General features: G+C 71.7%; 23 protein-coding genes. 8 read left to right on the forward strand and 15 right to left on the reverse strand.

Annotated elements, in window-relative coordinates; genetic code table 11:
* Positions 1 to 39: 39 nt before the first annotated feature.
* The 4 genes from HNQ09_RS14275 (at position 40) to HNQ09_RS14290 (ending at position 3,311) form a co-directional block, all read left to right on the forward strand.
* Positions 40 to 276 carry a hypothetical protein gene (locus HNQ09_RS14275; protein WP_184030652.1) on the forward strand — a complete coding sequence of 79 codons (237 nt, stop codon included), beginning with the start codon at positions 40 to 42 and terminating at the stop codon, positions 274 to 276.
* Between the two features lie 103 nt (positions 277 to 379).
* Entirely contained in the window at positions 380 to 1,252 is an 873-nt protein-coding gene (gene rsmI, locus HNQ09_RS14280) for a 16S rRNA (cytidine(1402)-2'-O)-methyltransferase (protein WP_184030770.1), read from the forward strand.
* Between the two features lie 59 nt (positions 1,253 to 1,311).
* The gene (pfkA, locus tag HNQ09_RS14285; protein WP_184030772.1) at positions 1,312 to 2,277 is read left to right on the forward strand and encodes a 6-phosphofructokinase; all 966 of its coding nucleotides are present in this window, start codon (positions 1,312 to 1,314) and stop codon (positions 2,275 to 2,277) included.
* A gap of 47 nt (positions 2,278 to 2,324) precedes the next feature.
* Positions 2,325 to 3,311 (forward strand): endonuclease/exonuclease/phosphatase family protein, encoded by a 987-nt coding sequence (locus HNQ09_RS14290; protein WP_184030654.1) that lies wholly within the window; start codon positions 2,325 to 2,327, stop codon positions 3,309 to 3,311.
* A 66-nt stretch (positions 3,312 to 3,377) separates the two neighbouring features.
* Here HNQ09_RS14290 and ftsZ read toward each other — a convergent pair whose 3' ends face one another.
* From ftsZ to HNQ09_RS14345, 11 genes are all read right to left on the reverse strand, one after another.
* Positions 3,378 to 4,463: a cell division protein FtsZ gene (gene ftsZ / locus HNQ09_RS14295; RefSeq protein WP_184030774.1), complete on the reverse strand. Its 1,086-nt coding sequence runs from the start codon at positions 4,461 to 4,463 to the stop codon at positions 3,378 to 3,380.
* 107 nt (positions 4,464 to 4,570) lie between these two features.
* Positions 4,571 to 5,926, reverse strand: a complete 1,356-nt coding sequence (ftsA, locus tag HNQ09_RS14300; protein ID WP_184030655.1) for a cell division protein FtsA — start codon at positions 5,924 to 5,926, stop codon at positions 4,571 to 4,573.
* Positions 5,926 to 6,690: a cell division protein FtsQ/DivIB gene (locus HNQ09_RS14305; RefSeq protein WP_184030657.1), complete on the reverse strand. Its 765-nt coding sequence runs from the start codon at positions 6,688 to 6,690 to the stop codon at positions 5,926 to 5,928. Before HNQ09_RS14305 ends, ftsA begins: the two co-directional genes overlap by 1 nt.
* 45 nt (positions 6,691 to 6,735) lie before the next feature.
* Positions 6,736 to 7,623: a UDP-N-acetylmuramate dehydrogenase gene (locus HNQ09_RS14310; protein WP_184030659.1), complete on the reverse strand. Its 888-nt coding sequence runs from the start codon at positions 7,621 to 7,623 to the stop codon at positions 6,736 to 6,738.
* Positions 7,620 to 8,954 (reverse strand): UDP-N-acetylmuramate--L-alanine ligase, encoded by a 1,335-nt coding sequence (gene murC, locus HNQ09_RS14315; protein ID WP_380003502.1) that lies wholly within the window; start codon positions 8,952 to 8,954, stop codon positions 7,620 to 7,622. Before murC ends, HNQ09_RS14310 begins: the two co-directional genes overlap by 4 nt.
* 131 nt (positions 8,955 to 9,085) lie before the next feature.
* The gene (gene murG, locus HNQ09_RS14320) at positions 9,086 to 10,174 is read right to left on the reverse strand and encodes an undecaprenyldiphospho-muramoylpentapeptide beta-N-acetylglucosaminyltransferase (RefSeq protein WP_343057834.1); all 1,089 of its coding nucleotides are present in this window, start codon (positions 10,172 to 10,174) and stop codon (positions 9,086 to 9,088) included.
* Positions 10,175 to 10,270: 96 nt separating this feature from the next.
* Positions 10,271 to 11,038, reverse strand: coding sequence for an AIM24 family protein (locus HNQ09_RS14325; RefSeq protein WP_184030663.1), 768 nt, complete (start codon positions 11,036 to 11,038; stop codon positions 10,271 to 10,273).
* A gap of 58 nt (positions 11,039 to 11,096) precedes the next feature.
* Positions 11,097 to 12,272, reverse strand: a complete 1,176-nt coding sequence (locus tag HNQ09_RS14330) for a pyridoxal phosphate-dependent aminotransferase (protein WP_184030665.1) — start codon at positions 12,270 to 12,272, stop codon at positions 11,097 to 11,099.
* A 76-nt stretch (positions 12,273 to 12,348) separates the two neighbouring features.
* The gene (locus HNQ09_RS14335; RefSeq protein WP_184030667.1) at positions 12,349 to 12,933 is read right to left on the reverse strand and encodes a response regulator transcription factor; all 585 of its coding nucleotides are present in this window, start codon (positions 12,931 to 12,933) and stop codon (positions 12,349 to 12,351) included.
* A complete protein-coding gene (locus tag HNQ09_RS14340) occupies positions 12,930 to 13,958 on the reverse strand; it encodes an ATP-binding protein (protein WP_184030778.1) in 1,029 nt (342 codons plus the stop codon). Before HNQ09_RS14340 ends, HNQ09_RS14335 begins: the two co-directional genes overlap by 4 nt.
* 279 nt (positions 13,959 to 14,237) lie before the next feature.
* Positions 14,238 to 15,203, reverse strand: a complete 966-nt coding sequence (locus tag HNQ09_RS14345) for an MBL fold metallo-hydrolase (protein WP_184030669.1) — start codon at positions 15,201 to 15,203, stop codon at positions 14,238 to 14,240.
* Positions 15,204 to 15,385: 182 nt separating this feature from the next.
* On the opposite strand from HNQ09_RS14345, the gene HNQ09_RS14350 reads away from it, so the two are divergent.
* Complete coding sequence (locus tag HNQ09_RS14350) at positions 15,386 to 15,994, forward strand: LysE family translocator (RefSeq protein WP_184030672.1); 609 nt, start codon at positions 15,386 to 15,388, stop codon at positions 15,992 to 15,994.
* A 71-nt stretch (positions 15,995 to 16,065) separates the two neighbouring features.
* Here HNQ09_RS14350 and lepA read toward each other — a convergent pair whose 3' ends face one another.
* Positions 16,066 to 17,889 carry a translation elongation factor 4 gene (lepA, locus tag HNQ09_RS14355; RefSeq protein ID WP_184030674.1) on the reverse strand — a complete coding sequence of 608 codons (1,824 nt, stop codon included), beginning with the start codon at positions 17,887 to 17,889 and terminating at the stop codon, positions 16,066 to 16,068.
* 94 nt (positions 17,890 to 17,983) lie between these two features.
* On the opposite strand from lepA, the gene HNQ09_RS14360 reads away from it, so the two are divergent.
* Entirely contained in the window at positions 17,984 to 19,321 is a 1,338-nt protein-coding gene (locus tag HNQ09_RS14360) for a M28 family peptidase (protein WP_184030676.1), read from the forward strand.
* Between the two features lie 108 nt (positions 19,322 to 19,429).
* On the opposite strand, the gene HNQ09_RS14365 is transcribed toward HNQ09_RS14360, so the two are convergent.
* The 3 genes from HNQ09_RS14365 to HNQ09_RS14375 form a co-directional block, all read right to left on the reverse strand.
* A complete protein-coding gene (locus HNQ09_RS14365; RefSeq protein ID WP_184030678.1) occupies positions 19,430 to 19,645 on the reverse strand; it encodes a hypothetical protein in 216 nt (71 codons plus the stop codon).
* A 132-nt stretch (positions 19,646 to 19,777) separates the two neighbouring features.
* Positions 19,778 to 20,461, reverse strand: coding sequence for a ribonuclease HII (locus HNQ09_RS14370; RefSeq protein ID WP_184030679.1), 684 nt, complete (start codon positions 20,459 to 20,461; stop codon positions 19,778 to 19,780).
* Positions 20,462 to 20,698: 237 nt separating this feature from the next.
* A complete protein-coding gene (locus HNQ09_RS14375) occupies positions 20,699 to 22,258 on the reverse strand; it encodes an AMP-binding protein (RefSeq protein ID WP_184030680.1) in 1,560 nt (519 codons plus the stop codon).
* Positions 22,259 to 22,491: 233 nt separating this feature from the next.
* On the opposite strand from HNQ09_RS14375, the gene HNQ09_RS14380 reads away from it, so the two are divergent.
* The gene (locus HNQ09_RS14380) at positions 22,492 to 23,343 is read left to right on the forward strand and encodes an ABC transporter ATP-binding protein (protein ID WP_184030681.1); all 852 of its coding nucleotides are present in this window, start codon (positions 22,492 to 22,494) and stop codon (positions 23,341 to 23,343) included.
* A complete protein-coding gene (locus tag HNQ09_RS14385) occupies positions 23,340 to 25,295 on the forward strand; it encodes an AMP-binding protein (RefSeq protein WP_184030683.1) in 1,956 nt (651 codons plus the stop codon). Before HNQ09_RS14380 ends, HNQ09_RS14385 begins: the two co-directional genes overlap by 4 nt.
* Positions 25,296 to 25,335 lie beyond the last annotated feature (40 nt).

The raw sequence follows: 25,335 nt of genomic DNA on the forward strand, positions 1-25,335 counted from the left end.
TCTGTCCTGCCGGGTCAAAGGGTCTAGAGTGGACAGGGTATGAGGGCGTACAAGGGCATCGTGGAAAACGGCGTGGTCGTCTTGATCGGCGCCCGGCTGCCGGAAGGCACCGTCGTGACCGTCACCGTCGGCGAGGCGGAGCTGCTGCGCGCCCGCATCACCAGCGCCCTGGTGCGCCGCCGGGTGCGGGTGCGGCTCAAGCCCACGCCCGGCCTGGTCACCGAGTCGGCCCTGGCGTCGGGCGCCCCCCGTCCGGAAGGTGGAGGCGACGATTAACCGCCCCGGACCAGCCACCTCTGCCCAGCCGGAAGGGCCTCGGGACGAGCGGGAGCTGGAAGACGGGGTGCAGGGGGAAGATCCCGGCGAGCGGGCAGGCCCCATCCACGCCGACCCTTCTGCGCCTCGGGTGTGGCTGGTGCCGACCCCGGTGGGCAACCTGGGCGACCTGACCTTCCGGGCGGTGGAGGTGCTGCGCGGCGCGGACGCCGTGGCCTGCGAGGACACCCGCCACACCGGCGCGCTGCTGGCCCACCTGGGCATCCGCCGCCCGCTGGTGCGCCTCGACGCCCACACCATGCACCGCGCCGCGCAGGTGCTGGAACGCCACCCCCGCCTCGCCTATGTCAGCGACGCGGGCACGCCGGGCATCAGCGATCCAGGCGCTGAACTCGTGCGCGCGGCTGTTCAGGCCGACATCCCGGTCGAGGTGCTGCCCGGGGCGACCGCCTTCGTGCCCGCGCTGGTGCTCTCGGGCCTCCCCAGCGCCCGCTTCACCTTCGAGGGCTTCTTGCCCAGAACGGGCCGCGAGCGCCGGGAGCGCCTCGCCGCCATCGCGGCCCGCGCCGAGACCACCGCCCTGTACGAAAGTCCGCACCGCCTGGGGGCCACCCTGAGCGAGCTGGCCGAGGTGTGCGGCCCTGAGCGGGCGGCCAGCGTGACCCGCGAACTTTCCAAACGTTTCGAGGAGACGGCGCGCGGCTCCCTGAGCGACCTCGCGGCCCGCTTCGCCGGGGGCGTGCGCGGCGAGATCGTGGTCGTGGTCTCGGGCCGCCCGGCAGGCGATCTCCTCCCCGGCGAGGTGGAGACTGACCACGCCGCCCTGGCGCGCGCCTGGGCCGCCGAGGGCCGCAGCGCCCGCGAGATCCGCGCGTTGCTGATCGCGCAGGGTTTGCGTAAAAATGACGCTTACGCGCTGGCCCTTCAGGTCACGCAACCCCCTGGCTCCTCTCCCACCCCCGAGGCTTTTTCGTGACTGACCCTGTCCCCCCGGCCGACCTGCCCCATCCGACCGACCATCCCAACGCTGCGGGCGTGCGGCGCGTCGCCGTGCTGACCAGCGGCGGCGACGCGCCGGGCATGAACGCCGCCATCCGCGCGGTCGTCCGCACCGCCACCCACCACGGCATCGAGGTCGTGGGCGTGCGGCGGGGCTTTTCCGGCCTGCACCGGGGCAACCTGGCCTTGATCGGCCCCAGGGACGTGGCGAACACCATCCAGCGCGGCGGCACGGTGCTGCTGACCGCCCGCTCCAAGACCTGGCGCACCCCCGAGGGCCGCGCCCTGGGCGCGGGGCACCTGCGTGCGTGGGGGGTGGACGGCCTCATCGTGATCGGCGGCGACGGCTCCTTTCACGGGGCGCACGCCCTGCAAGAGGAACACGGCATCCCGGTGATCGGGGTTCCGGGCACCATCGACAACGACCTGTACGGAACCGACCACACCATCGGGTACTTCACGGCGGTGGAGACGGCGCTGGACGCCGTGGACAAGCTGCGCGACACTGGCGCTTCCCACGAGCGCATCTTCGTGATCGAGGTGATGGGCCGCCACGCCGGGCACATCGCGCTGGAGGTCGCGGTCGCGGGCGGCGCCGAGGAGGTCTTCATCCCGGAAGACCCCAAGCCGGTGGACGGCGTGGTCCAGATCGTGAAAGACAGCGTCGCCAAGGGCAAGGCCAGCTCGATCATCATCGTGGCCGAGGGCTTTCCGGGCGGCGCGCAGGGGGTAGCCGACGCCATCGAGGCCGGAACCGGGCTGGAGACGCGGGTGAGCATCCTGGGCCACATCCAGCGCGGCGGCTCGCCGGTGAGCAGCGACCGGGTGCTGGCCAGCCGTCTGGGCGAGGCCGCCGTCTACGCCCTGATGGACGGCGTGCGCGGCGTGATGGTCGGCCGCGAGAACGGCGCGGTGGTCCACACGCCGCTGCACGAGACCTGGGAAAAACGCAAGGACGTGAGCCGCGACCTCTACCGCTGCGCCAAGACGCTGAGCGTCTGAGGAAAAGCCCCGCCCGCACCTCCGGAACCGTCCGTTAGGCTCCGGAGATGCGCCGCCTTCCTGCCCTCTCCCTGCTGTTCGCTGCGCTGGCCCTCGCCGGGGGCCTGCTCGCCCGCGCCCACTCGGAGACGTGCTGGTGGGTCGCCGTGCTTGATCTGGTGCCGCCGCAGGCGCTGTTGCCGGTGCCGCTGCTGCTCGCGTGGCGGGCGTCAGGGCGGCGGAGGTGGGGCTGGGCTGCCTTCAACGTTGCGGTGGCGCTGGCGTTCACGGTGGGGCAGGTGGGGGCGGTGCTGCCGGACAGGCTGGCAGGCGCGGCCCAGCGCGGCGCCCCACTGCGGGTGCTGACGCTCAACGCCAATTTTGCGGGCGCAGACCCCACCCGTCTGGCCGCGCTCGTCCGCCAGGAGCGGGTGGACGTGCTGACGCTTCAGGAGACGCTGGACCGGGGCCGCGACGCCGGATACGGGGCGCGCGTACAGGCAGCCCTGCCCGGCTGGTCGCTCGCCCGGCACGACGAGCTGGTCACGCTCGCGCGCTGGCCGCTGCGGGAGTCGCGTGCCGTGACCTTTCCCAGCTCGCCCCACGCCGTCCTCGTCACGTCCCTGGAGGTGGCCGGGCGGGACGTGACGGTGGTCAATACCCACCTGCCCACGCTTGCGCTGCTGCCCAGCCCCAGCGATACCCGGCTGAGGCGAACGCTGCCGCAGCGGGTCGCCCGCCGTCTGACGGTGCGGCGCGAGTTCGTGGGGGTGGTGGCCGGACTGCTGCGGGGTGCGCCCGGCCCCCTGATCCTGGCAGGCGACCTCAACGCCCCGCCGCGCGGGGAGCTGCACGCCCGCCTGCACGCCCTCGGCCTGACCGACGCCTTTCAGGCCGGGGGCACAGGACTGGGGTTCACGCACCACGCCCGTTTCGGGCATTCGCGCATCGATTATGTGTGGGCACGCGGGGTTCAGGCCGAACGCGCCCTAGCCCTTCCCGACGTTCTCAGTGACCACCGCGCCGTGCTGGCCGAACTGCGGCTGGCTCCCTGAAGCCCAGTTCCTGAACCGCGAAAGGGGCCGCAGGCACACAGCCCCGGCCCCCCTCTTCGTCTCCTCTTACTCGCGCCCGACGTTCCGCAGGAAAGCGGGGATATCGTAGTCCTTGGGGTCGTAGGAACTGCCCGACTGGCCGCGCACGGGCCGGACGATGGTGTCGAGGCTGGTGCCCCGGCTGCCCGGCTTGCCCAGTCCCAGCGCCGCCGGAAAGGTCCCTTCCCCGAAGCCGGTGGCGATCACGGTGACGCGCACCTCGTCGCCCGCCGCCTCGTCGGGGGTGATGCCGAAGAGGATGTCGGGGTCCTCGAAGCCGGTCGCCTCGCGGATCTTTTCCACGATCTCGTTGGCGTCGGTCATCGAGAGGTCGAAACTGCCCGTCACGTTGATCAGGATGCGCCGGGCGCCCTCGATGCCGCGCTCCAGCAGCGGCGAGTGGATCGCGCTCATGGCGGCTTCCTCGGCCACCTTCTCGCCCCGGCCCGCGCCGATGCCCATCAGCACCGTGCCCGAGTTCGACAGCATGTTGCGCACGTCGGCAAAGTCGAGGTTGATCATGCCTTCCACGTTGATCACGTCGCTGATGCCCTTGACCCCGTAGTACAGCACCCGGTCGGCAATGAGAAAAGCCTCGCGGAAGGAGACCTTCTTGTCCACGGCGGTGAGCAGTTTTTCGTTGTTCACCACGATCATGCCGTCCACGCGCTCGGTGAGCTTGGCGATGCCTTCTTCAGCGACCCGCTGGCGCTTGGGTCCCTCGAACTTGAAGGGCCGGGTCACGATGGCGACCGTGAGAATCCCCATCTCGCGGGCAATCTCGGCCACCACCGGCGCCGAGCCGGTGCCGGTGCCGCCGCCCATTCCGGCGGTGATAAACAGCATGTCGGTGCCGTCGAGGTATTCCTTGATGCGCTCGCGATCTTCCAGCGCGGCCTTCTCGCCCACCTCGGGGTCGGCCCCTGCGCCCAGGCCGCGCGTCAGGCGGTCGCCGAGCTGAATGCGCACCTCGGCATGGCTCTTGGCGAGCACCTGCGCGTCGGTATTTCCGGCAACGAACTCGACGCCCTCGAGTCCCGATTCGATCATGCGGTTGACGGCATTGTTGCCCGCCCCGCCCAAGCCGATCACACGAATTCTGGCCGCTTGCATCTTGTCTCCTTCGGTAAAGAGCGGCCCACCTTCGGTGTCAGCCGCAGTCACGCGGTGTAGTTTAACGCAGCCCGCCTGTGAGAACGGACCGAAGCCGGGGACTTCGCCTACAGCCAGTCCTTGAAAAAGCCGCGCACCCGGGTCATCAGGTTGGGGGCGTCTTTGTCCTTTTCCTTCTTGGGGGGAGCAGTGGGTGCCGCCGGGGTCACCACCGTCACGGTCGCCGCCGCCTTGCCCCGGGGGTCCTCGGGGACGGGCGTGGGGGCAGGCGTGGGTGCGGCAGCGGGTTCCTCACGGAAGACCGACACGGGCACCTTGCCGTCCTGACCGATGCCGTACAGCACCAGTCCGACGCCGCCCGCGTGGCCGGGGCCGCTCACGATATCGGTCAGGCCCCCGATCCCGCGCGGACGGCCCAGCCGTACCGGCAGCCGGAAGCGGTCGCGGGCCAGTTCGGTCGTGCCGCGCAGCAGCGAGGCGCCGCCCGTCAGCACCACGCTTTGCGCGACCAGTTCGATAGGCCCCAGCGCCTGGTCGATCTCGTCGCGGACCATGCCGAAGATCTCGGAAAGCCGGGGCTTGATGATCCGCGAGAGTTCAAAGGCGCTGATCGCGTGGGTGCTGCCCGAGGCGGTGGTGATCTCCAGCGTCAGGTCGGGATCGGCGAGTTCGGGCACGGCCGCGCCGTACTTGCGCTTGACGTTCTCGGCTTCCTCGTGCGGGAGCTTGAGAATCTGCGCGAGGTCGGCAGTCACGTGGTCGCCGCCGATGGGGATGCAGGCCGAGTGCGCCAGGTTGCCGCGCTTGAAGACGCCCACGTCGGTCGTGCCGCCGCCCAGGTCGATCACGATGACCGTCTGCGACTGCTCGGCGGCCTCCAGTGTGGCGAGGCCCGAAGACAGCGCCTGGAGGACGAAGCCTTCCACCTTCAGGCCTGCTTCCTGCACGCAGCGGCGCAGGTTGAGCAGCGGCCCGGCGGTCCCGGCCACGATGTGCACGTCCACTTCCAGCCGCACCCCGTGCATCCCGACCGGGTTCTTGATGCCCTCCTGGCCGTCCACCACGTACTCCTGCGGCAGGGTGTGGATGATCTCCAGGTTGGGGTCGAGCGGCACCGCGCGGGCGTTCTCGATGGCGCGGTCCACGTCAGGCTGGGTGATCTCCTGATGGCGCCGGATGGCGGCCAGGCCGTGGCTGGTGATCGCCTTGACGTGGTTTCCGGCGACCGACACGAACACCGACTCGACCCGCACGCCGCTGACGCGCTCGGCCGACTGCACCGACTGGCGGATGGCGTGGGTGGCCCGTTCCAGATTCACGACGGCGCCGCGCTTCATGCCCTCGCTGGGGACGCTGCCCTCACCGATGATGTCCACGATGCCGCCCTCGCCGACCTCGCCGATGACGGTGGTGATTTTGGTGGTGCCGATGTCCAGCCCCACGATGATCGGGTTGTCCTTCATTACTGGACGCTCACCCCCCAGGGGTAGATGTAAAGTTCTTTGTCGGGAAATTGCACGATGGCCCCAGCATACTTCAGCAGGGTCTTCAGGTCGCCGCTCCACACGGTGCTCGCCCCCGTTTTCGCCGTGATCCCGGAAGGCGTATACGCGACCGACTGCACATTGTACTTCTGGAGCGCGCGGGCGACGAACAGGGCGTCGCGGCGGCGGTCGGGTCCCCAGCCGGTCAGGAGGGGCAGGCCCTCGACGCCCCGGGCGCCGGGCAGCGCGCGGCCGTCCTCGGCCAGCGTGACCACCCGGCCGTCCGGCCCCTGCCAGCGGGCGAAGGGCACCCGCTCACGCACCCGCACCACGACCGCGTCGGGAAAGCGCCGGGTGACGGTGGCCGACTGAATCCAGGGACTGCGCCGCAGTCCCTGTGCCCGCCACGCGCCGTAGTAGGGCCAGGCGAAGCCCGGCGTGAGGCCCGCGAGCTGGCGCACCTGCGCGGGGCTGAGGCGCACGTTGCCCTGCACGGTCACCGTGCGGACCGGCAGGGCGAACCAGCTCGCGGCGAGCGTGCCCAGCAGCGCCAGCGTGCCCAAGGTCCACCACAGTGGGCGCAGGTCGCGGCGGCGGGGAGGCGCTTTGCCCGGAAGTCCAGGGTCCGGTGCCGGAGGGGCGGCAGGAGGCGCCGGGGAGAGGGTCGGCGGCGCGGGAGGCTGGCCGGGGCCTGCGGCGGGCCGAATCCGTCGGTTCCTGCGGCGCGGCTCGGGATCGGTCATGGCCTCATCCTGTCACCCGTGGGCGCGGGCAGCGGAGGCGCCGCATCAGCCCTGCTCCGGCCACAGCTCGTATTCCAGTTCCAGCGGCGCGCCCACCCGCTCGCGGATCAGGGCCAGCAGGGCGTGGACATCGGCGCTGCTCGCGCCCCCCAGATTCACGATGAAGTTGGCGTGCTCGGGGGCGATCATCGCGCCCCCGACCCGCGCACCCTTCAGGCCCGCCTCGTCGATCAGCTTGCCGGCCGAGACGCCGCCCGGATTCTTGAAGGCGCAGCCGGGGGTCTTCATCTTGGGCTGGCCCTTGCGGGCCTGGTCGGCAAAGTCCATCTTCGCCAGGACCTCTTCGGGCGCCGAGCGCCGCAGCCGCAGCCGCACCCGCGAGACGATGTGCCCCCGGGGAATGCCGCTCTGGCGGTAGCCCCAGGCGAGGTCGTCCGGGGTGACCTGGCGCGTGCCTCCCGGCGTCACGATCTCCAGCGTGTGCAGGCCGTCGAACATCTCGCCGTAGCGGGTGCCTGCGTTCATCCACACCGCGCCGCCGACCTGGGCGGGAATGCCGACGGTGCCTTCCAGGTTGGACAGCCCCAGCTTTTGCAATTTGCGGATCAGCCCCGGCAGCGGCACGCCGCCCCCCACCCAGCCGGTGACGACCGTCTCGCCGCTGCTGAGCGCCGGGTCGGGCGTGAGGTCGGCCTCCGCCAGCGGGCCAGTCAGGCGGATCACCCGCTCGGGCACGCCCTCATCCGCCACGACGAGGTTGCTGCCGCCGCCCAGGATGCGGTAGGGGGCCTCCACCGCTTCGGCCAGCTGCGCGCCGTTCGAGACAAACCACACCTCGGCCTCGCCGCCCACACCCAGGGTGGTGTAACGGGCGAGGGGCAGGCGCTCGACCCGCGCCCCGGTGCGGCTGGCGGTCGCCGGGAGGGCCGTCACGCCTCCACCTGCGCCAGCTCGCGCGAGAGCTTCCACACGTCGCCCGCCCCCATCGTCACGATGATGTCGCCCGGCGTGGCCGTCCGGCGCAGGTACCTCACGACCTCGGCGCGGTCGGGCAGGTAGCGCACGCCCGCGTGGCCGCCCTGCACCATGCGGTCACTGACCAGCGTGGCGTGGATGCCGGGAATGGGGGTTTCCTGCGCGGCCGCGATGTCGAGGATCAGCACCTCGTCGGCGCCCATCAAGGCCTCGGCGAGCCGGGGCCAGGACTGCTGGGTGCGCAGGTAGCGGTGCGGCTGAAAGACCACCCGCACCCGGCGCCCGGTCTGCTGCGCGGCCTGCACGGCGGCGGCGACCTTGGTGGCGTTGTGCGCGTAGTCGTCCACGACCAGCGCCCCGTTGAGTTGCCCGACCCGCTGCCAGCGCCGTCCGGGTCCCCGGAAGGCGGCCAGCGCGGCGGCGGCGGCCGCGAAATTCCCGCCGTAGAGGTCCGTCACGGCCAGCGCCGCCAGCGCGTTGAGCACGTTGTGGGTGCCGGGCAGCGAGACGCGCGCCTCGCCCAGGGCTTCACCCCGGCGCGTGACCGTGAAGGAGGTGCCCTCGGCGTCGGGGCGCAGGTTCACGGCGCGGTAGTCGGCACCCCCGGCCTGACCGTAGCTCAGGCGCGCAGGCGCCCCGGCGCACAGCGCCTCCAGCCCCGGCCAGTCGGCGCAGTACAGCACCCGCCCGGCCTGTCCCACGAAGCGCGCAAAGCCCGCGTGCTGCTCTTCCACCGTCTCCCAGTAGGTCGCCTGGTTGCCGCCCACATGGTCGTCCTCGGCGTTGGTGAAGACGGCCGTTTCACACGCGAGGGCCGCGAAGCCCCGGTCGGACTCGTCCACCTCGGCCACGAACGGCCCCGCGCCGACCCGCGCATTGGCCCCGAACTCGGGCACGATGCCGCCGACAAAGGCCGCCGGGTCCAGCCCCGCGCCCTGCATGGCGACCGCGATCATCGAGGTCGTGGTGGTCTTGCCGTGGGTGCCGATCACGCCCACCGAGGGCGAGGCCCGCAGCAGCTCGTCCAGCAGCGCCATGCGGGGGCGCACCTCCACCCCCGCCGCCCGCGCCGCCACGAGTTCGGGATGGGCCTTGGGCACCGCCTCCGAGGCGACGAGCACGTCCACGCCCGCCACGTGGGCGGCGGCGTGGCCATGCTCGACGGTGATGCCCTCGCGCCTCAGCTGCTCGGTGAGTTCGGAGGGATGCTCGTCGCAGCCGCTGACCCGCACGCCCCGGGCCGCCAGCAGCCGCGCGAAGGCGCTCACGCCGATGCCGCCGATGCCCATCAGGTGGTAGTGCGGGGCGGGGCGTGTGGGCGCGGGAGCGGGGGCCAGGGCCGGAGGGGTGGGGGGCAGGGGAGTGTCTGTCATGGCAGGAGGGGTCCGGCAAGGGCACGCGCAGGAGGAGTCGGGGCAGGCTAGCGCAGGTGCCGCTCCACCAGGTCGGCAAAGCGGCCTGCCGCCCCCTGGGGCGAGCGGCTCAGGGCCGCCGCCCGCATCGCCGCGCGCGTGCCCGGCGCCGCACACTCTAGCACTGCCCCGCCCAGCGCTCCGGCCAGCTCGGCCTGCTCCACCACCCGCCCAGCTCCGGCCGCCTGCACGCTGCGGGCGTTGTGCAGCTGGTGGTTCTCGGCGGACTCGGGCAGCGGGACCATCACCAGCGGCACCCCGTGAAAGGCGGCCTCGGCCAGCGTGCCGGTGCCCGCCCGGGTGAGGCCCAGATCGGCCGCCGACCACGCCGCCACCGCGTCCGTGTACCCGACCACCCGGTACCAGGGCAGGTCCGCCACCCGGGGCGCGACCTCCTCCAGCCAGCGCGGGCCGGTGGCGTGCAGCACCTGCACGGCCTGACCGTCCGGCGTGCGGCCCGCCTGGCCGAAGATCTCGCGCAGCACGCCGGGCACCGCGTTGTTCAGTGCCAGCGACCCCTGCGAGCCGCCCATCACCAGCAGCGTCAGCCGGTTTTCTTGCAATCCCAGCTGCGCCAGCGCCTCCGCGCGGGGCCGCCGCTCCTCGCGCACGGGCATCCCGACCAGCGTCGCCCGGCTTTCGGGGAGGCCGATCACCTGCCCGTAGGCCGTCCCCACCGCGCGCGCCCGGCCCGCCGCCAGCCGCTGCGTCAGGCCCAGGCGGGCGTTTTGCTCGTGCAGCACGGTGGGCAGGCCCAGGCTCTGGGCGGCGAGCACGCCCGGCAGGCTGGCAAAACCCCCGAAGCCCACCACCGCGCCGGGCCGGGCGCCCTTCAGGTAACGGCGCGCCTCGGCCACGCCGCGCCCCGCCCGCAGCAGCTCGCGGGGGTCGGGGCGGCCCTGCCCGCTGCGGGCGAGTTTCCCGGCGTCCACCCCCTGAAACTCCAGGCCCGTATCAAAGGCGACCCGCTGCTCCATGCCGCCGCGCTGGCCCAGGATCACGGCCCGGTGCCCCCGGCCCATCAGTTCCCGCGCCGTCGCCACCGCCGGGTAGATGTGCCCCCCGGTGCCTCCCGTTGCCATCACGACCAGACTCACCCGGGGAGTGTAGCGGGGAAAGGGGCGCGGTACGCGGTGCGCGGGAAAAGACCTCGTGCCTTCCCGCGCACCGCGTACCGCTTCCCGCGAACTTCCTCAGTCGAACAGGTCCCCGATGGTCCGCCCCACGCTCCCGCCGTGGCTGTCTCCGCCCAGCATGCCGGCCTCGAACTCCTCGTAGGGCTGCACGACCACGAAGCCGTCGCCCTGAAAGACCATCTGGTACGTCTCGCCGCCGCCGCGCCCCAGCATCGAGCGCAGGTCGGTCGCCATGCGCAGCTGCGGCTGGAGGTTGCCGCTCCAGGCGATGGTGGCGTTGGGGTCGGTGAAGATCGGCTCCTGGGGCGTCACCCGCAGGGTCAGCGGCTTGCCGTGGCTGAGAATCGCCACCAGCCCGTGCCCCTGCACCCGCACGCTGAAGAGGCCCCCCGACGCCATCCCCGCCGCGCGGCGCTGCATGGTGATGTCGTACTGCACGGAGTCCTCGAAGGCCAGCAGGTCGTTGCCGTTCACGTTCAGGCTGTCGCCCGCCAGGCGCAGGATCTGGACCTCCTTGCCCTGGTCGGCGAGGTAGGCCACGCCCCGGCCCTCGATCTTGGCGAGCGGACTCATCTCCTGGCTCACCGCGCGCTTGAGGGCCTTCATCAGGCCGCCTTCCAGCGTGCCCTCGCGCTTGAAGCTCAGGTTGCCCTTGTAGGCCACCATCGCGCCGAGCTTGCTCCAGATGCGGCCGTTGACCTTGACCTCCAGCATCTTGCTGGATTCGAGTTCGAAAACCTCGCCGGGATTGTCGCGCTCGGCGGTCTGGGCCAGAAAGTCGCGCAGGGAGTAGGTGCCGTCCTGTCCGGGCTGCATGTTCGTCATGGTCTCAGGGTACGGGATGAGGGCCGGGCGGGTTCCCGGCCCCCCGGCGGCCCGGCGCCTACCGCGTGCCCATCAGCTCCCCCAGTCGCCGCAGCACCTCCGTGATCTGCTCGGGGCTGACCGCGTAGCTCAGGCGCACCTGCCCCGGCGCCCCGAAGTCGGTGCCGGGGACGACCGCCACCCGCGCGCCGTCCAGCATCCGCCGGGCGGCCTCCAGCTCGTCGGGGTGAAGGCGGGTGGTGTCCGCCAGCACGTAAAAGGCCCCCTGCGGGGTGGGGGTGGGCAGGCCCAGCGCGTTGAGGCCCGCCACCAGCAGGTCGCGGCGCTGCCGGTACGCCGCGCGGGCCAGCTCGACGAACTGGGCCGTCTCGTGATGTTGCTCCAGGGCCGCCAGCGCCGCGTACTGGCTGACCGAGCTGGCATTGGAGGTGCTCTGCGACTGGAGGGCGTTCATCGCCGTGATCACCGGCTGCGGGCCGCCCGCGTAGCCCAGGCGCCAGCCGGTCATCGCGTAGGCCTTGCTGGCCCCGTTGACCGTCAGGGTGTGCTCGGGGGCGTAGCGGCCGATGCTGACCTGCTCGGCGCCGTAGACCAGATGCTCGTACATCTCGTCGCTGACGACCATCAGGCCGTGGCGCTGGGCGATCCCTGCCACCGCCTCCAGCACGTCCGGCGGAAAGACGGCGCCCGTGGGGTTGCCGGGGCTGTTGAGCACGATCAGGCGGGTGCGCGGGGTCACGCGCACCTCGACCTCGTCCGGATCGAGCAGGAAGCCCGACCCCGGCGTGGTGGGCACCGGCACCGGCACCGCGCCCGTCAGCGCCACCATCTCGGGGTAGCTGACCCAGGAGGGCGAGGGAATCAGCACCTCGTCGCCAGGGTTGAGCAGCGCGAAAAAAGCGTTGAACAGCGCCTGCTTGCCGCCGCTGGTGACTGTCACCTCGTCCGGCGGGTGGGTCAGGCCGTTCTCGCGGGCGAATTTGGCGCTGATCGCCTCCCGCAGCTCGGGAATGCCGCTGACGGCGGTGTATTTCGTCTTGCCGGACTCGATGGCCGCGATGGCCGCCGCCTTGATGTGGGCGGGCGTGTCGAAATCCGGCTCGCCCACGCTCATGGAGATCACGTCCACGCCCCGGCGCCGCAGTTCCAGCGCGCGCGACGAGACCGCCACCGTCGCGGAGGGCTTGAGGCTCAGGGCACGCCGGGACAGCTGAACAGGAGAGGGGCCGCTCATACCGCAGAGGGTACCGAGCGGCCCGGGGAGGGCAGGAGAGGCGGGCTAGAAGCGGGCGACGCCCCCGGCCCGGCCTTCAGTGCAGCAGGCCGATGCTGCGCGCCCGGCTGACGGCCTCGGTGCGGTCCCCGGCTTCCAGCTTGGCGTAGAGCCGCGCGAGGTGGTCCTTGACCGTGTCGGGGCTGACGCCGAGGTTTTTGGCGATCTCCTTGTTGGAAAAGCCCTGGGCCAGCAGGGGCAGCACCTCGGACTCGCGGGGGGTCAGGCGGGGCACGTCCACCTGCGGCAGGCGGTCCACGTCGGGGTGGGCCACGATGTCGCGCAGCTGCCGCGCGAGGCTCTCGGGGTCCATCTCCTTGCTGACGTAGCCGCGCGCGCCCGCCGTCCTTGCCGCCTGCACGATGGCGGGTTCGGCGAAGGTGGTGATCAGGACGCTGACCACCCCCGGATGGGTCTGGCGCAGCCGCTCGCAGACCTCGATGCCGGTCAGGCCGGGCATCTTCACGTCGAGCAGCGCGGCGTCAGGCTGGTGCATCCGGCAGGCGTCGAGCGCCTGGAGGCCGTCGGCGGCTTCCGCCACCACGTCGAAGCCCTGGTGCAGCAGCGCGTACTTCAGGCCCATGCGGAACAGGGGGTGGTCATCGGCGATCACGAGTTTCAAGGGGTCACCTCCGGGAGGGTGAGGGTGAAGATCGAGTGGGGGGAGGTCGGCGGGCCAGCCGGCACCGTGTGGGCGTAGGCCAGGCCGCCGCCGTGCGCCTCGGCGATGCGGCGGACGATAAAGAGGCCCAACCCAGCCGTCCCGGCGGTGTACTGCTGCCCGGCGATGGTGGCAGGCTGGGCGTTGAACGGCTGGGCGAGGTCGGACAGCGGCGCGCCCAGGCCGGGGCCGTCGTCGCGCACCTCCAGACCTGCCGGGGTGACCCGCAGCTCGACCCGGGTGCGGGCATAACGCAGGGCGTTGTCCGCCAGGTTGGTCACGGCCCGCTCCAGCACCGCCGGGTCGACCCGCGCGTGCCCCGCCCCGCTGACCGTGAGGCTCAGGCCGCGCGCCCCGGCCTGGGGGGTCAGGCGGCGGGCGACCCCGCACAGCAGCGCGCGCAGGTCGCACGGGCGGGGACTGAGCCGCACGTCCTCACGCTCGAAGCGGTGGGCGTCGGCCATCTGCTCGACCAGCGCCAGCAGCCGGGCGTTCTCGGCCAGCAGTTCGCGGCCCAGCTCGCGGCGCTCGCCTTCCGGCAAGGCCCGCTCGCTCAGCACGCGCGCCAGGTGCCCGGTGGCGATCAGGGGCGTGCGCAGGTCGTGGACCAGCGTCGCCATGAAGGCCGCCCGGCGTTCTTGCTCGGTGGCGAGCCGGGCGAGCAGCTCGGCAAAGGCGCCGCGCAGCGCCCGGATCTCACCGGGGTCGTCCGCGTGCGCGGCGGCGAAGCGGCCCTGACCCACCTCGGCCTCCAGGCGGCGCAGCGGGCGCAGCAGCACGCCGCTGAGCAAGTAGCCCACCGCGCCGCACAGCACCGCCACCAGCACCATCCAGGCCGCCAGCGCGGACGCCGCCTCGCCCTGGCGGGCAGGCAGCGTCAGCGCGAGGTTGGGCAAGAACGCCAATAAAAAGATGACCAGCGTGAACTGCGTCCGCAGGGTGCCCGTCCGCCGGGTGCCCGGCTGGTCCGTCCGGGGCGGCACCACCGGACGGACCAGCCCCCCGGCCAGACGCGCGGCCGTCTGGGCAGGCGCCTTCACGGCGATGTCACCGATGTTCACGCCTGGAAGTCTAGAAACCGCCCTCTGACAGAATCCGCACACCCCCCTGCCCCCTGCTGGCCCGTGCTGGGGCAGGCAGCGGGACGCGGGCAGGCCCCAGTGTCCCCGGGGGCACGCCGCAGCTCTGTCAGGACAGCAGGGGCAAGTGGAGCCTCCCGCCCAGGGTCAGGCAGGGGCCAGGGAATGGGGGGCGGCCGGGTGGCTCTAGCGGCGCCTGCGCCCCAGCAGCAGCCCCAGGACCACGGCGGCCAGCCCCCCCAGCACGAGGGTACGCAGGGGATCGGCCCGGCCTGCCTGCGGCAGCGCCACCGGCACCGGGCGGCTGAGGTACCACCCCCGCTCGGGCCGCGCCGCCTCGTCGAAGTTGCGGGCCAGGCGGTGCAGGTCGGCCGCCAGCGTGGGGCCAGACATGGGGTGCCCGTGCCCGGTGGCGACGAGGTGGGGGTCGAGGCCCGCCAACAGGCGCACCGAGTCGCGCGCCGCGTCCCAGTTGGGCGTGTAGTAGGCGGGCGGGCGGTGGACCAGCGTGGGCCGCAGGGCCAGAGCGCCCGTCACCGTCTCCTGCTTGGTCGTGACGAAGGCGTCCCCGGCGATCAGGGTGCGGTCTTCTTCGCGCCACAGCGAGACGTGTCCGGCGGTGTGCCCCGGCGTGTGCCGCCAGCGCCACCCCGGCAGGTGCGGCACCGTCCCGTCCTCCGGCAGCGGCTGGACGTGCGGCCGGAAGTCGAAGGGACCCGGCACAAAGGCGGGCGACAGCGCGCTCATCACGCCGCCCACGGTGGGGTCGGGAAAGGGGTAGGGTGCTTGCCCGGTGATGTGGGGCAGCTCCAGCGGGTGCGCGTACACCGGCACCTTCCACTCGGCCAGCAGGTCGTGCAGCGCCCCGATGTGGTCGAGGTGCCCGTGCGTCAAGACGATGGCGGCTGGCGGGCGGCCCGCGTGGTACTCGTCGGCGGCCGCGCGAATCATCCGGGCGGTGAGCGGCATTCCCGCGTCCACCAGCACCCAGTCGGAGCCGGGCAGCCCCAGCAGGTACACGTTCACCATCGGCACCCGGACCCGCAGCACGTCGGGGCGCAGCACCTGGGTGCCCCCGAGGGTCGAGACGGGCGGCGCGGGCGGACGGACGCGGTCAAGTTCGGGCGAGTGGAGCTGGGCAGTCTGGGCCATGGCAGGGTCCTTTCGGGAAAGAGATGAGGAAGAGTGGGCGTTTCTCATACGCTAGGCACCCCGCATGAGGGTGGCCCTGCGCCCGGCCTAACGGAGCCTTAGACGGGCTGCGGGCCGCCTGGAGAACCTGAGGTCACGGGGACAGGGTAGGCTGCCCTCATCCCACCGCCCTGGAGGCCCTCATGCTGACCGTGCCCTTCTTGCTCACCTCGCTGGTCGTCGCCCTGATCCCCGGCACCGGGGCCGTCTACACCGTCTCCACCGGTCTCTTTCGCGGACGGCGGGCCAGCCTGACCGCCGCCCTGGGCTGCACGCTGGGCATCGTGCCCCACCTGCTCGCCAGCCTGCTGGGGTTGTCGCTGCTGCTGCACCTGAGTGCGGAGGCTTTCACCGTGCTGAAACTCGCGGGCGCGGCGTACCTGCTGTACCTCGCGTGGGCTACCTGGCAGGACCACGGCGGCCTCAGCTTCCGGGACGAGGGCACGCGCGGCAGCCTTGGGGTGATCGGGCGGGCGGTGCTGCTCAACCTGCTGAACCCCAAGCTCACGCTGTTTTTCCTCGCGTTCCTGCCCCAGTTCGTTGCGCCGGGGCGCCCGGAACTGCCGCAGTTTCTCGTGCTCAGCGGCGTGTTCATGCTGGTCACCTTCCTGGTGTTCGCCGCTTACGGCCTGCTCGCGGGCAGCGTCCGGGGGTTCGTGACCCGTTCTCCCCGCGCCCTGCTGTGGCTGCGGCGCTCCTTTGCGGCGGCCTTCGCGGGTCTCAGCGTGGAGCTGGCGCTGGCGGAGCGCTAGGCCGGACCAAGGGAGAAGGCGCCGGGTCCGGGGAGACCGTCAGCGCCTTCTGCTTCTGCCTCTGGGGAGGTTTACTCCTCGGTGCTCAGCACCGCCAGGAAGGCTTCTTGCGGCACCTCCACCGTGCCGATCTGCTTCATGCGGGCGCGGCCCTTCTTCTGCTTTTCCAGCAGCTTCTTCTTGCGCGAGATGTCGCCGCCGTAGCACTTGGCGAGCACGTCCTTGCGGTAGGCCTTCACGGTCGCGCGGGCGATGATCTTGCCGCCGATGGTCGCCTGCACGGGCACCGGAAACATCTGCCGGGGGATCACCTCCGCCATCTTGTCCACGATCTTGCGGCCCAGCGAGTACGCCTTCGTCTCGTGGACGATCACGGCCAGGGCGTCCACGACCTCGTTGTTCACCATGATGTCCACCTTGCGCAGGTCGCCCTCGCGGTAGCCGATCTGCTCGTAGTCCATGCTGGCGTAGCCCCGCGAAATGGACTTCAGGCGGTCGTGGAAGTCGTAGAGGATCTCCGCGAAGGGCACCTCGTACAGCAGCTCGACGCGCTTGCCGACGTAGTTCATGGTGATCATGCTGCCCCGGCGCTCCTGCAAGAGCTGCATCACCGGCCCCACGTAGTCCTCGGGCTGCATGATCGAGAGCTTGATGTACGGCTCCTCCACGCTGGTGATGCGGTCGCGGGTGGGGAACTCGGCGGGGTTCTGGGTCTCGAACACGTCGCCGTTCGTCAGCGTGACCCGGTACACCACGGCGGGCGCGGTGGCGATCAGGTCGAGGTCGTACTCGCGCTCCAGCCGCTCCTGAATGATCTCGGCGTGCAAGAGGCCCAGAAAGCCGCAGCGAAAGCCGAAGCCCAGCGCTTCGGACGTTTCCGGCTCGAAGGAAAAGGCCGCGTCGTTGAGCTTGAGCTTGTCGAGCGCGTCGCGCAGCCGCCGGTAGTCCTCGGTGTCGGTGGGGTAGAGGCCCGAGAACACCACCGGCTGCGCGGGCTTGAAGCCGGGAAACGGCTCGGGGGTGGGCCGGTCCTTCTGGGTGATGGTGTCGCCCACCTGCGCGTCGTGGATGTCCTTGATGCCCGCCGCGACCCAGCCCACCGCGCCCGCCGGAAGGGTGTCGCCCACGACCAGCCCCGGCGTGAAGGTGCCCACCTTGTCCACCTCGAAGGTCTTGCCCGAGTTGAACAGCATGATGGGCTGCTTCGGGGCCAGGGTCCCCTCCAGCACCCGCACGAACAGGATCACGCCCTGGTAGGCGTCGTAAAAGGAGTCGAAGATCAAGGCCTTGAGGGGCGCGTCCGGGTCGCCGGGCGGCGGCGGGATGCGCTCGACGATGGCCTCCAGAATCTCGGGAATGCCGATCCCCGCCTTGCCGGAGGCGAATACGGCGTCGTCGGCGGGAATGCCGATCACTTCCTCCAGCTCGCGGGCGGCGCCTTCCGGGTCGGCGGCGGGCAGGTCGATCTTGTTGACCACCGGGATGATCTCCAGGTTGTTGTCGATGGCGAGGTAGGCGTTGACGATGGTCTGCGCCTCCACCCCTTGAGAAGCGTCCACCAGCAGCAGCACGCCCTCGCAGGCGGCCAGCGACCGCGAGACCTCGTAGTTGAAGTCCACGTGGCCGGGGGTGTCGATCAGGTTGAAGACGTACTCCTCGCCGCCCGTGCCGTCGTCCTGCGGGGGGCGGACGTACTTCAGGCGGATCGGCGTGGACTTGATGGTGATGCCGCGCTCGCGCTCCAGCTCCAGCGTGTCGAGCGTCTGGTCGCGCTTGTCGCGTTCACCCATCGCGCCCAGCCGCTCCAGAATGCGGTCGGCCAGCGTGGACTTGCCGTGGTCCACGTGGGCGATGATGGAAAAGTTTCGGACTGCTGCGGGGGGCCGGACGTTCACCCCCGCAGTGTAGCGGCGCGGGGAGGGAGGCGGCCCCGGCGCCCGTGACAAACCTGCGCCCCGCCAGGCCGGGAACGCCCCCTATGCTGGGCCTGTGCGCGCACGCCGACCCCTGCCGACCCGTCCCGCGCCTCCGGCCTCCCGGCTGGCGCTGTTCGCCGCGCTGGCCCTGGGGCTGGGCGGCGGCGCCTGGTACGGCCTGTCGCGCCCGCAGAATCCGCCGGTGCAGGCGGCGGCACAGGCCCGCACGGTGGCGGGCGACTGGGAGGCGCTGCGCGCGTTCGGGCCGCGTCCGGTGGGGGAGGAGGGACATGAGCGGGCCGTGGACTGGCTGGCCGGGCAGTTCCGCGCGCTGGGCTACCGGGTGAACGAGCAGCCGGTGACGGTGGAACGGCCCTTCGACCGGGGCGGCACCCTGCGGATCGGAGCGCTGAGCGTGCCCGCCGCCGCCCTGTACGGCAGCCGGGGCGGCGAGCAGGCGGGGCGGCTGGTGCGCCTGCCCGCCGGGGCCACGGCCGAGCGGATGGAGGCGCTGGGGCTGCGTGCCCAGCTCGCGCTGACGACCTGCCGGGACTGGGAGGATACCGAGTGGAGCGAGCTGGTGGGCCGCGCCCTGCGCGCGGGGGCGCTGGGTCTGGTGCTGGTGCAGGACTGCGAGGTCCCGCAGCTTCAGCGGGTGCCCGCCACGCCGCTGCCGCTGGTGTCGGTGAGCGCGGCGGACGGGGCGCGGGTGCTGGCGCGGGCCGGGCAGCCCGCCGAGCTGAGTTCGCAGGTCGAGGTGCGCGAGGTCACGGGGCGCAACCTGATCGCCGCGCGGGTGGAAGCGGCCCCGCAGATCGTGTTCGGCGCCCACCTCGACAGCGTGAACGGCTCGCCGGGCGCCAACGACAACGCCAGCGGCGTGCTGGCCGTGCTGGACGCCGCGCGCGGGGCCGCCGGCACCGAACTGGCGGGCCGCGCCTGGTTCGTCCTCTTTGACGCCGAGGAGAACGGCCTGCACGGCAGCCGCGCTTTCGTGGACGCGCACCGCTTTGCGCTGCGGCAAACGAGGGCGATGCTGAACTTCGACATGGTGGGGGTGAGCGCCGAGGCCCTAGGGGTGGCCGCCCACGCCGAGCTGCGGCCGCTGGCGCGGGCGGTGCGGCCCGGCGTGCGGGTGTTCGAGGACGACCCGCCTGGGCGCGAGACCTTCGGGCGCAACTCGGGCGTCACCGGAAGCAGCGACCACGTGCCCTTCATGGCCTGGGGCGTGCGGACGGCCTTCATTCACCGGGGCCTGGACGACGGCTACCACGCGCCCAGTGACCGCACGCTGTCGCCCGCGCTGGTGCAGGAGGCCAGCCGCTTCGGCACCCGGCTGGCCGAGGCGGCGCTCGCTGCCCCCTGGACCCCGGACGAACCCTGCGAGGGCTTTCGCAGCGAGGGATGCTGAGGAACGCTCTCCGGTCCCGGGGGCCACACCCGGGCGCGGGGTTGCCTGCCCGCCCTCGCCTTCCGGCCCGCGCGCCGAACGTGCCCGGCGGGTCGGGTCTTGCTGCCCCTATTCCCCGCCGTGCTGGGCGTTGGTGTTGTACCGGTTGGCGAGGATAAAAAAGGTCGGCGCCCACAGCCCGACGAAGATGCCGAAGCGTTCGCCGTGGGCACGGTCCTCGGCGGAGTGGCCCCGGCCCCCCTGGGAGGCCCAGATCGCGATCGAGCCGAGAATGGAGGCGGCTCCGGCAATGGTGAACAGTTGGGCCAGCGAGCGGTTGGGCATGGCAGCGTCCCTCCGGATACAGCGTGGGGCGGCCCTGCCCCGCGCACGGCCCTGACCCCATGTGGTTGCCGCCACTTTTACCCAGGCGGCCCGCCCGAGTCTGCATGGTGGGCAACAGTAGAGGCCGCGCCCTCAGCGGGGGTCGGGACGCGGTTGTGCCAAGAGGCCGCCGCCCCCTGACCCGGCCAGCAGGCGGGCGACCGGAGCGAAGGAACGGCGGTGCACGGGAGAGACCCCCAGGTCCGCCAGCGCCGCGCGGTGGGCGGGAGCGCCGTACCCCTTGTGCGCCGCGAAGCCGTAGCCGGGGTACTCGCGGTCCAGCTCGGTCATCACCCGGTCGCGCTCGGTCTTGGCAAGCAGGCTGGCGGCCGCCACCGTGTAGCTCAGGGCGTCGGCACGGGGCGGGGCGCTCAGCGGCAGCGGTGTGCGCAGCCGCAGGTAGTCGGTCAGCAGGGCCTGGGGCGGCGGGTCGAGGCGCTCCAGCGCGCGGTGCGCGGCGGCGTGGGTCGCGCCCAGGATGTTGAGGCGGCCGATCTCCTCCGGCCAGGCGTGCTCGACGGCCCAGGCCAGGGCCACCCGGCGCACCTCCTGGGCGAAGCGGTCGCGCTGCGCTGCCGAAAGCTGTTTGGAGTCGCGAAAAGGGTAGTCCTGCGCCGAGCCGGGCAGAATCACCGCCGCCACCGTGACGGGTCCGGCCCAGGCGCCGCGCCCGGCCTCGTCCACGCCAGCCACGCGGAAGTGGCCCCGGCGCCAGTGTTCGCGCTCGAAGGCCCAGTCGGGGGTGACGGCGGCCACATGGGTGGGAGGGAGGGACATGGGGGGAAGGTAGCAGAGGGGGGGTGGATGGGAAGGGGTGACATTCTCCCTCTTTGGGCAGGAGGTCTTGATTCGGCTTGCCCCCACCCCCAGCCCTGCGCAGCAGAGGGGGGTGGACGGCACCGCCATCCCAGAGCAGGGCGGAGAAGCTCCAGAACAGGCGAGGATGACGCTACGGGTCCACAGGAAATGGGATGGACCGCAGCCGCCTCTCAGCTCCAATGCTGCCGCCTCTTCTCAATCCCCCACGGCCCCGCCTGCCCGCGCCCTGGCCTGGGCACGCAGGGCGTGTTTCAGAACCTTGCCACTGGCGGTCTTGGGCAGTTCGGGGGCAAAGACGATGCGGGTGGGCAGGGCGTGGGGAGGCAGGTGGGGACGCGCGAAGTCGAGCAGTTCGCGGGGCTGGACCCCGGCGCCCGGATGCAGGGTCACAAAGGCGACGGGCAGGTCGTCTCCTCCTCCCCCCTCGCCCGGCGCGGCGACCACCACGGCCTCGCGGACGCTGGGGTGGCGGTAGAGCACGGCCTCGATCTCCACGCTGGAGACGGTCTGCCCGGCCACGCTGAGCAGGTCCCCGGCGCGGTCGAGAATTTCCAGCCGTCCGTCGGGGTGGACGCAGGCCACGTCCCCGGTGTGCAGCCAGCCGTTTTGGAGGGCGCGGCGGGTCGCGGCGCGGTTTTTGTAGTAGCCCTTCATGGTCTGGTTGCTGCGAATCACGACCTCGCCGGGCGTCGCGCCGTCGGGCGGCACAGGCGCCCCGCCGGGCGTGACCACCCGCACCTGCCCGCCGAAGATCATCGGGTGCCCCTGCCGGGCCAGCACCGCTGGGGCGTCCGGCAGCCCGGCCAGGTCGGCGCTGTCGGTGAGGGTCAGCAGGGCGCTGGTCTCGGTCAGGCCGTAGGAGTGCAGCACCTCGAAGCCCTGGGCCTGGAGGGTGCCCAGCAGCCGGGGGTGCGGACTGGTCCCTGCGACCGCCAGCCGCACCGGCCGGGGCAGACTCAGCGGCGCGGCGGCGTCGGCCAGCGGCGCGAGCAGCGCGGGGGAGGCACACAGGTGGGTGACCCGGCCCGTCAGCAGAGCCGCGCGCAGCCGCTCGGGTGTCAGCTCGGGCAGCGTGACGTGGGTGCCGCCCGCCGCCGTAACGGCCCAGGCGCAGCCCCAGCCGTTGCCGTGCGCCAGCGGCAGCGCGTGCAGAAAGACGCTGCCGGGCCGCAGGTCGAGGTGGTAGAGCATGTTGGCGAGGTTCACGAAGGCCCCTCGGTGCGTCAGCATCACGCCCTTGGGGTCGCTGGTCGTGCCCGAGGTGTAGTTGATGCTGATGGGCTGGTCCTCGTCCAGCCTGTCGGGAAGCGCCAGCGGGGCCGGGGCGACGCCCGCGAGCCGTCCGGCCAGCGTTGACCCCGCGCCGATGGGCAGCGTGGGAACGCCGCTCTTGTGCAGCGCCTCCGCCACCCGGGGCAGGTGCGCGGCGTCCACCAGCGCCAGCACCGGGTCGGCGTGGCCGCTCAGAAAGCGCAGCGCCTCGTCCCCGAAGGCCGGATTCAGCGGCACGATCACCCCTCCGGCCAGCGGCACCGCGTGAAAGGCCAGCAGCGCGTCGCCACTGTTGGGCGAGATCAGCAGGACGTGGCCGCCGGAGGTCAGGCCCTGTTCGCGCAGGAGCGTCACCAACCGGGCCGTGCGGCCCGCGAACTGCGCGGTGCTGACTGTCTGCCCGCCTTCCTCCAGCAGCGGCCTTTCGGGCCGCAGGGCCAGGGCGCGCAGTACGGCGTCCAGCGGCGTCAGCGGTGTTTTCACAGTCCGTCCAGTCTGAGGAGAGGGCAAGGTGAGCGACTCGGCTTGTCTAGATCGGTCGAAGAAGCTGGCCTCCCAAGGGCAGATCGTCTAGACAGGCTCTCTTCATCTCCACTGGGGGAACGCTCATACTTCACGCACCGACAACCTCCTCGTGCTGTGTCCGCGCTGCTCTTTGCGTGGCCCCTTTCCGCGCTGCGTCTGGCTTCCCCGGTTGCCCCTTTGCAGGAGGTGAAATGCCGCCCGTGTCCGCCGCTCCACCGGCTGCCCGTCAGCTGCACGTCGAGAACGTCACGCTGACTTTCGGCGGTCTCAACGCCCTGACCGACGTGAGCCTCATCGTTCCCGAGGGCGAGATCGTGAGCATCATCGGTCCCAACGGGGCGGGCAAGACCAGCCTGCTCAACTGCATCAGCGGCTTTTACCACCCGACGCGTGGGCGCATCACCTTCGGGGAACACGACCTGTCGCGCTCGGCGCCCAACGTGGTGACCGGCTTCGGGATCGCCCGCGCCTTTCAGAACCTCGAACTGTTCCGGGGCCTGAGCGTGGTGGAAAACCTGCTGCTCGCCCGGCACACCCACCTGCGCTACGGCCTGCTCGACAGTCTGTTCTTCTACGGCCGTGCCAGCCGCCAGGAGGCGGAAAACCGCGCCTATGTCGAGCGGATCGTGGATTTCATGGAGCTGGAAGCCTACCGCGCGCACCCGGTGGGCACGCTGAGTTACGGCATCCAGAAGCGCGTGGAGGTGGCGCGGGCACTGACCCTGGCGCCCCGCCTGCTGCTGCTCGACGAGCCGATGGCGGGTATGAACGTCGAGGAAAAGGAGGACATGGTGCGCTTTATCCTCGACATCCAGCGCGAGCAGGGGATCACGGTGGTCCTGATCGAGCACGACCTGGGCGTGGTGATGGACATCAGCGACCGGGTGTACGTGCTCGACTTCGGGCAGCGCATCGCCGGGGGCACGCCCGCCGAGGTCAGCGCCGACCCGCGCGTGATCGAGGCCTATACCGGAGTCGCGCAGCCCGGGGTCGCCCAGCCGGCGGCCGCTCCGCAGGGCAGGGCGCCGGCGGTGGGCACATGAGCCTGGGCGACGTGACCACGCTGACCATTCCGCAGCTGCTGGCGCGGCGGGCGGCCGCGACGCCGAACGCCGTCGCCCTGCGCCACAAGCAGTACGGCATCTGGAACGAGACGACCTACGCGGCCTACCTGGAACGCGCCCGCGAGGTCGCCGCCGGGCTGTACGCGCTGGGGGTGCGCCGGGGGGACAAGGTCGCCATCCTCGCGGAGAACATCCCCGCCTGGGTTTACCTGGAGGTCGGGGCGCAGGCGCTGGGCGCGATCAGCGTGGGCGTCTACCAGAGCAGCGTGGCGTCCGAGGTCCGCTACGTCGTGGACTACACCGACGCGGTGGTGGTGCTGGCCGAGGACGAGGAGCAGGTGGACAAGCTGCTCGAACACCGGCACGAGTTGCCGCAGGTCCGCCGGGTCATCTACGAGGATCCGCGCGGCATGAGCCGCCACGCCGGGGACGACTGGTTCCTGTCTTTCGACGAGCTGCTGGAGCTGGGGCGGCACGACCCCTCGGACGTGTTCGGGCGCGAGTCGGCGCTGGGAAGACCGGACGACCTCTGCCACTTCTCGCTCACGAGCGGCACGACCGGCCTGCCCAAAGCCGCCATGCTCAGCCACCGCAACCTGCTGTACATGGGCCAGGCACTCTCCGAGGTCGATCCGCTGCGGCCCGGCGACGACTACCTCTCCTTTTTGCCGATGGCCTGGATCGGCGAGCAGATGATGACGGTCGCGGTGGCCCTCGCCAGCGGCCTGACCGTGAACTTCCCGGAAAGCACCGAGACCGCCATGCACGACCTCGTCGAGATCGGCCCGCACGTGATGTTCGCCCCGCCGCGCGTGTGGGAGAACATCCAGTCGCAGATGTTCCTGCGGATGCAGGAGAGCTACGGGGTGAACCGCGCCCTGTACCGCCGGCTCCTGAAGTGGAGCACGGACGCTGCCGACGCCTCATTGACCGGGCAGAAACCGGGGGCCATGACCGCCTTCAAGCGCTGGCTGGCCTACTGGGGGCTGACCCGGCCCTTGCTCGACCAGCTGGGCTTCTTGCGGCTGAAACGGGCCTACACGGGGGGCGCGGCGCTCGGCCCCGACGTGTTCCGCTTCTACCACGGCCTGGGCGTGAACCTGAAGCAGATCTACGGCCAGACCGAGATCGTGGGCATCGCCTATGTCCACCGCGACGGCGACGTGCGCTTCGACACGGTGGGCAAGATCCTGCCGGGCGGCGAGGTCCGCATCGCCGACGACGGCGAGATCATCAGCCGCAGTCCCGCCGTCTGCCACGGCTACTACAAGAAGCCGGGGGCGACTGCCGAGACCATCCGGGAAGGCTGGCTGCACTCCGGGGATGCGGGCCGCCTGACGGCAGACGGCCACCTGGTCGTGATCGACCGCCTGAGCGACGTGATGCACAGCAGCGCGGGCGAGCGCTTCAGCCCGCAGTTCATCGAAAACCGCCTGAAGTTCAGCCCCTACATCAAGGAGGCGGTCGTGCTGGGCGACGGGCAGCCTGAGGTGACGGCGCTGCTCAACCTCGATCCCCTCACCGCCGGGCAGTGGGCCGAAAAACGCCAGCTCGCCTACACGACCTACATGGACCTCAGCAGCAAACCCGACCTCGCCGGGCTGATCGCGGGGGAGGTGCAGGCGGTCAACGCGCGCCTGGAACCCCACGAGCGCGTCCGCCGCTTCGTGCTGCTGTACAAACAGCTCGACGCCGACGACGACGAGCTGACCCGCACCGGCAAGGTCCGGCGTGGGGTCATCCGCGAGCGGTATGCGCCCATCATCGCCGCGCTGTACGACGGCTCCGAGAGGGTGCGCGTGCAGGCCGAGTTCAAGTACCAGGACGGGCAGGTGCAGCGGGTGGAGACGGAGGTGCCGGTCCACCGGGTGCCGGGCGCGGAAACCGCCCCGGCCACCGTCCCCCAGCCCCGCGCGGCGGTGGGCGCGTGACCCCTGCCCCCCTGCGCCTTCTCGCCCGAAAGGACGCCTG

This window comes from Deinococcus budaensis (assembly GCF_014201885.1).
GTDB lineage: Bacteria > Deinococcota > Deinococci > Deinococcales > Deinococcaceae > Deinococcus > Deinococcus budaensis.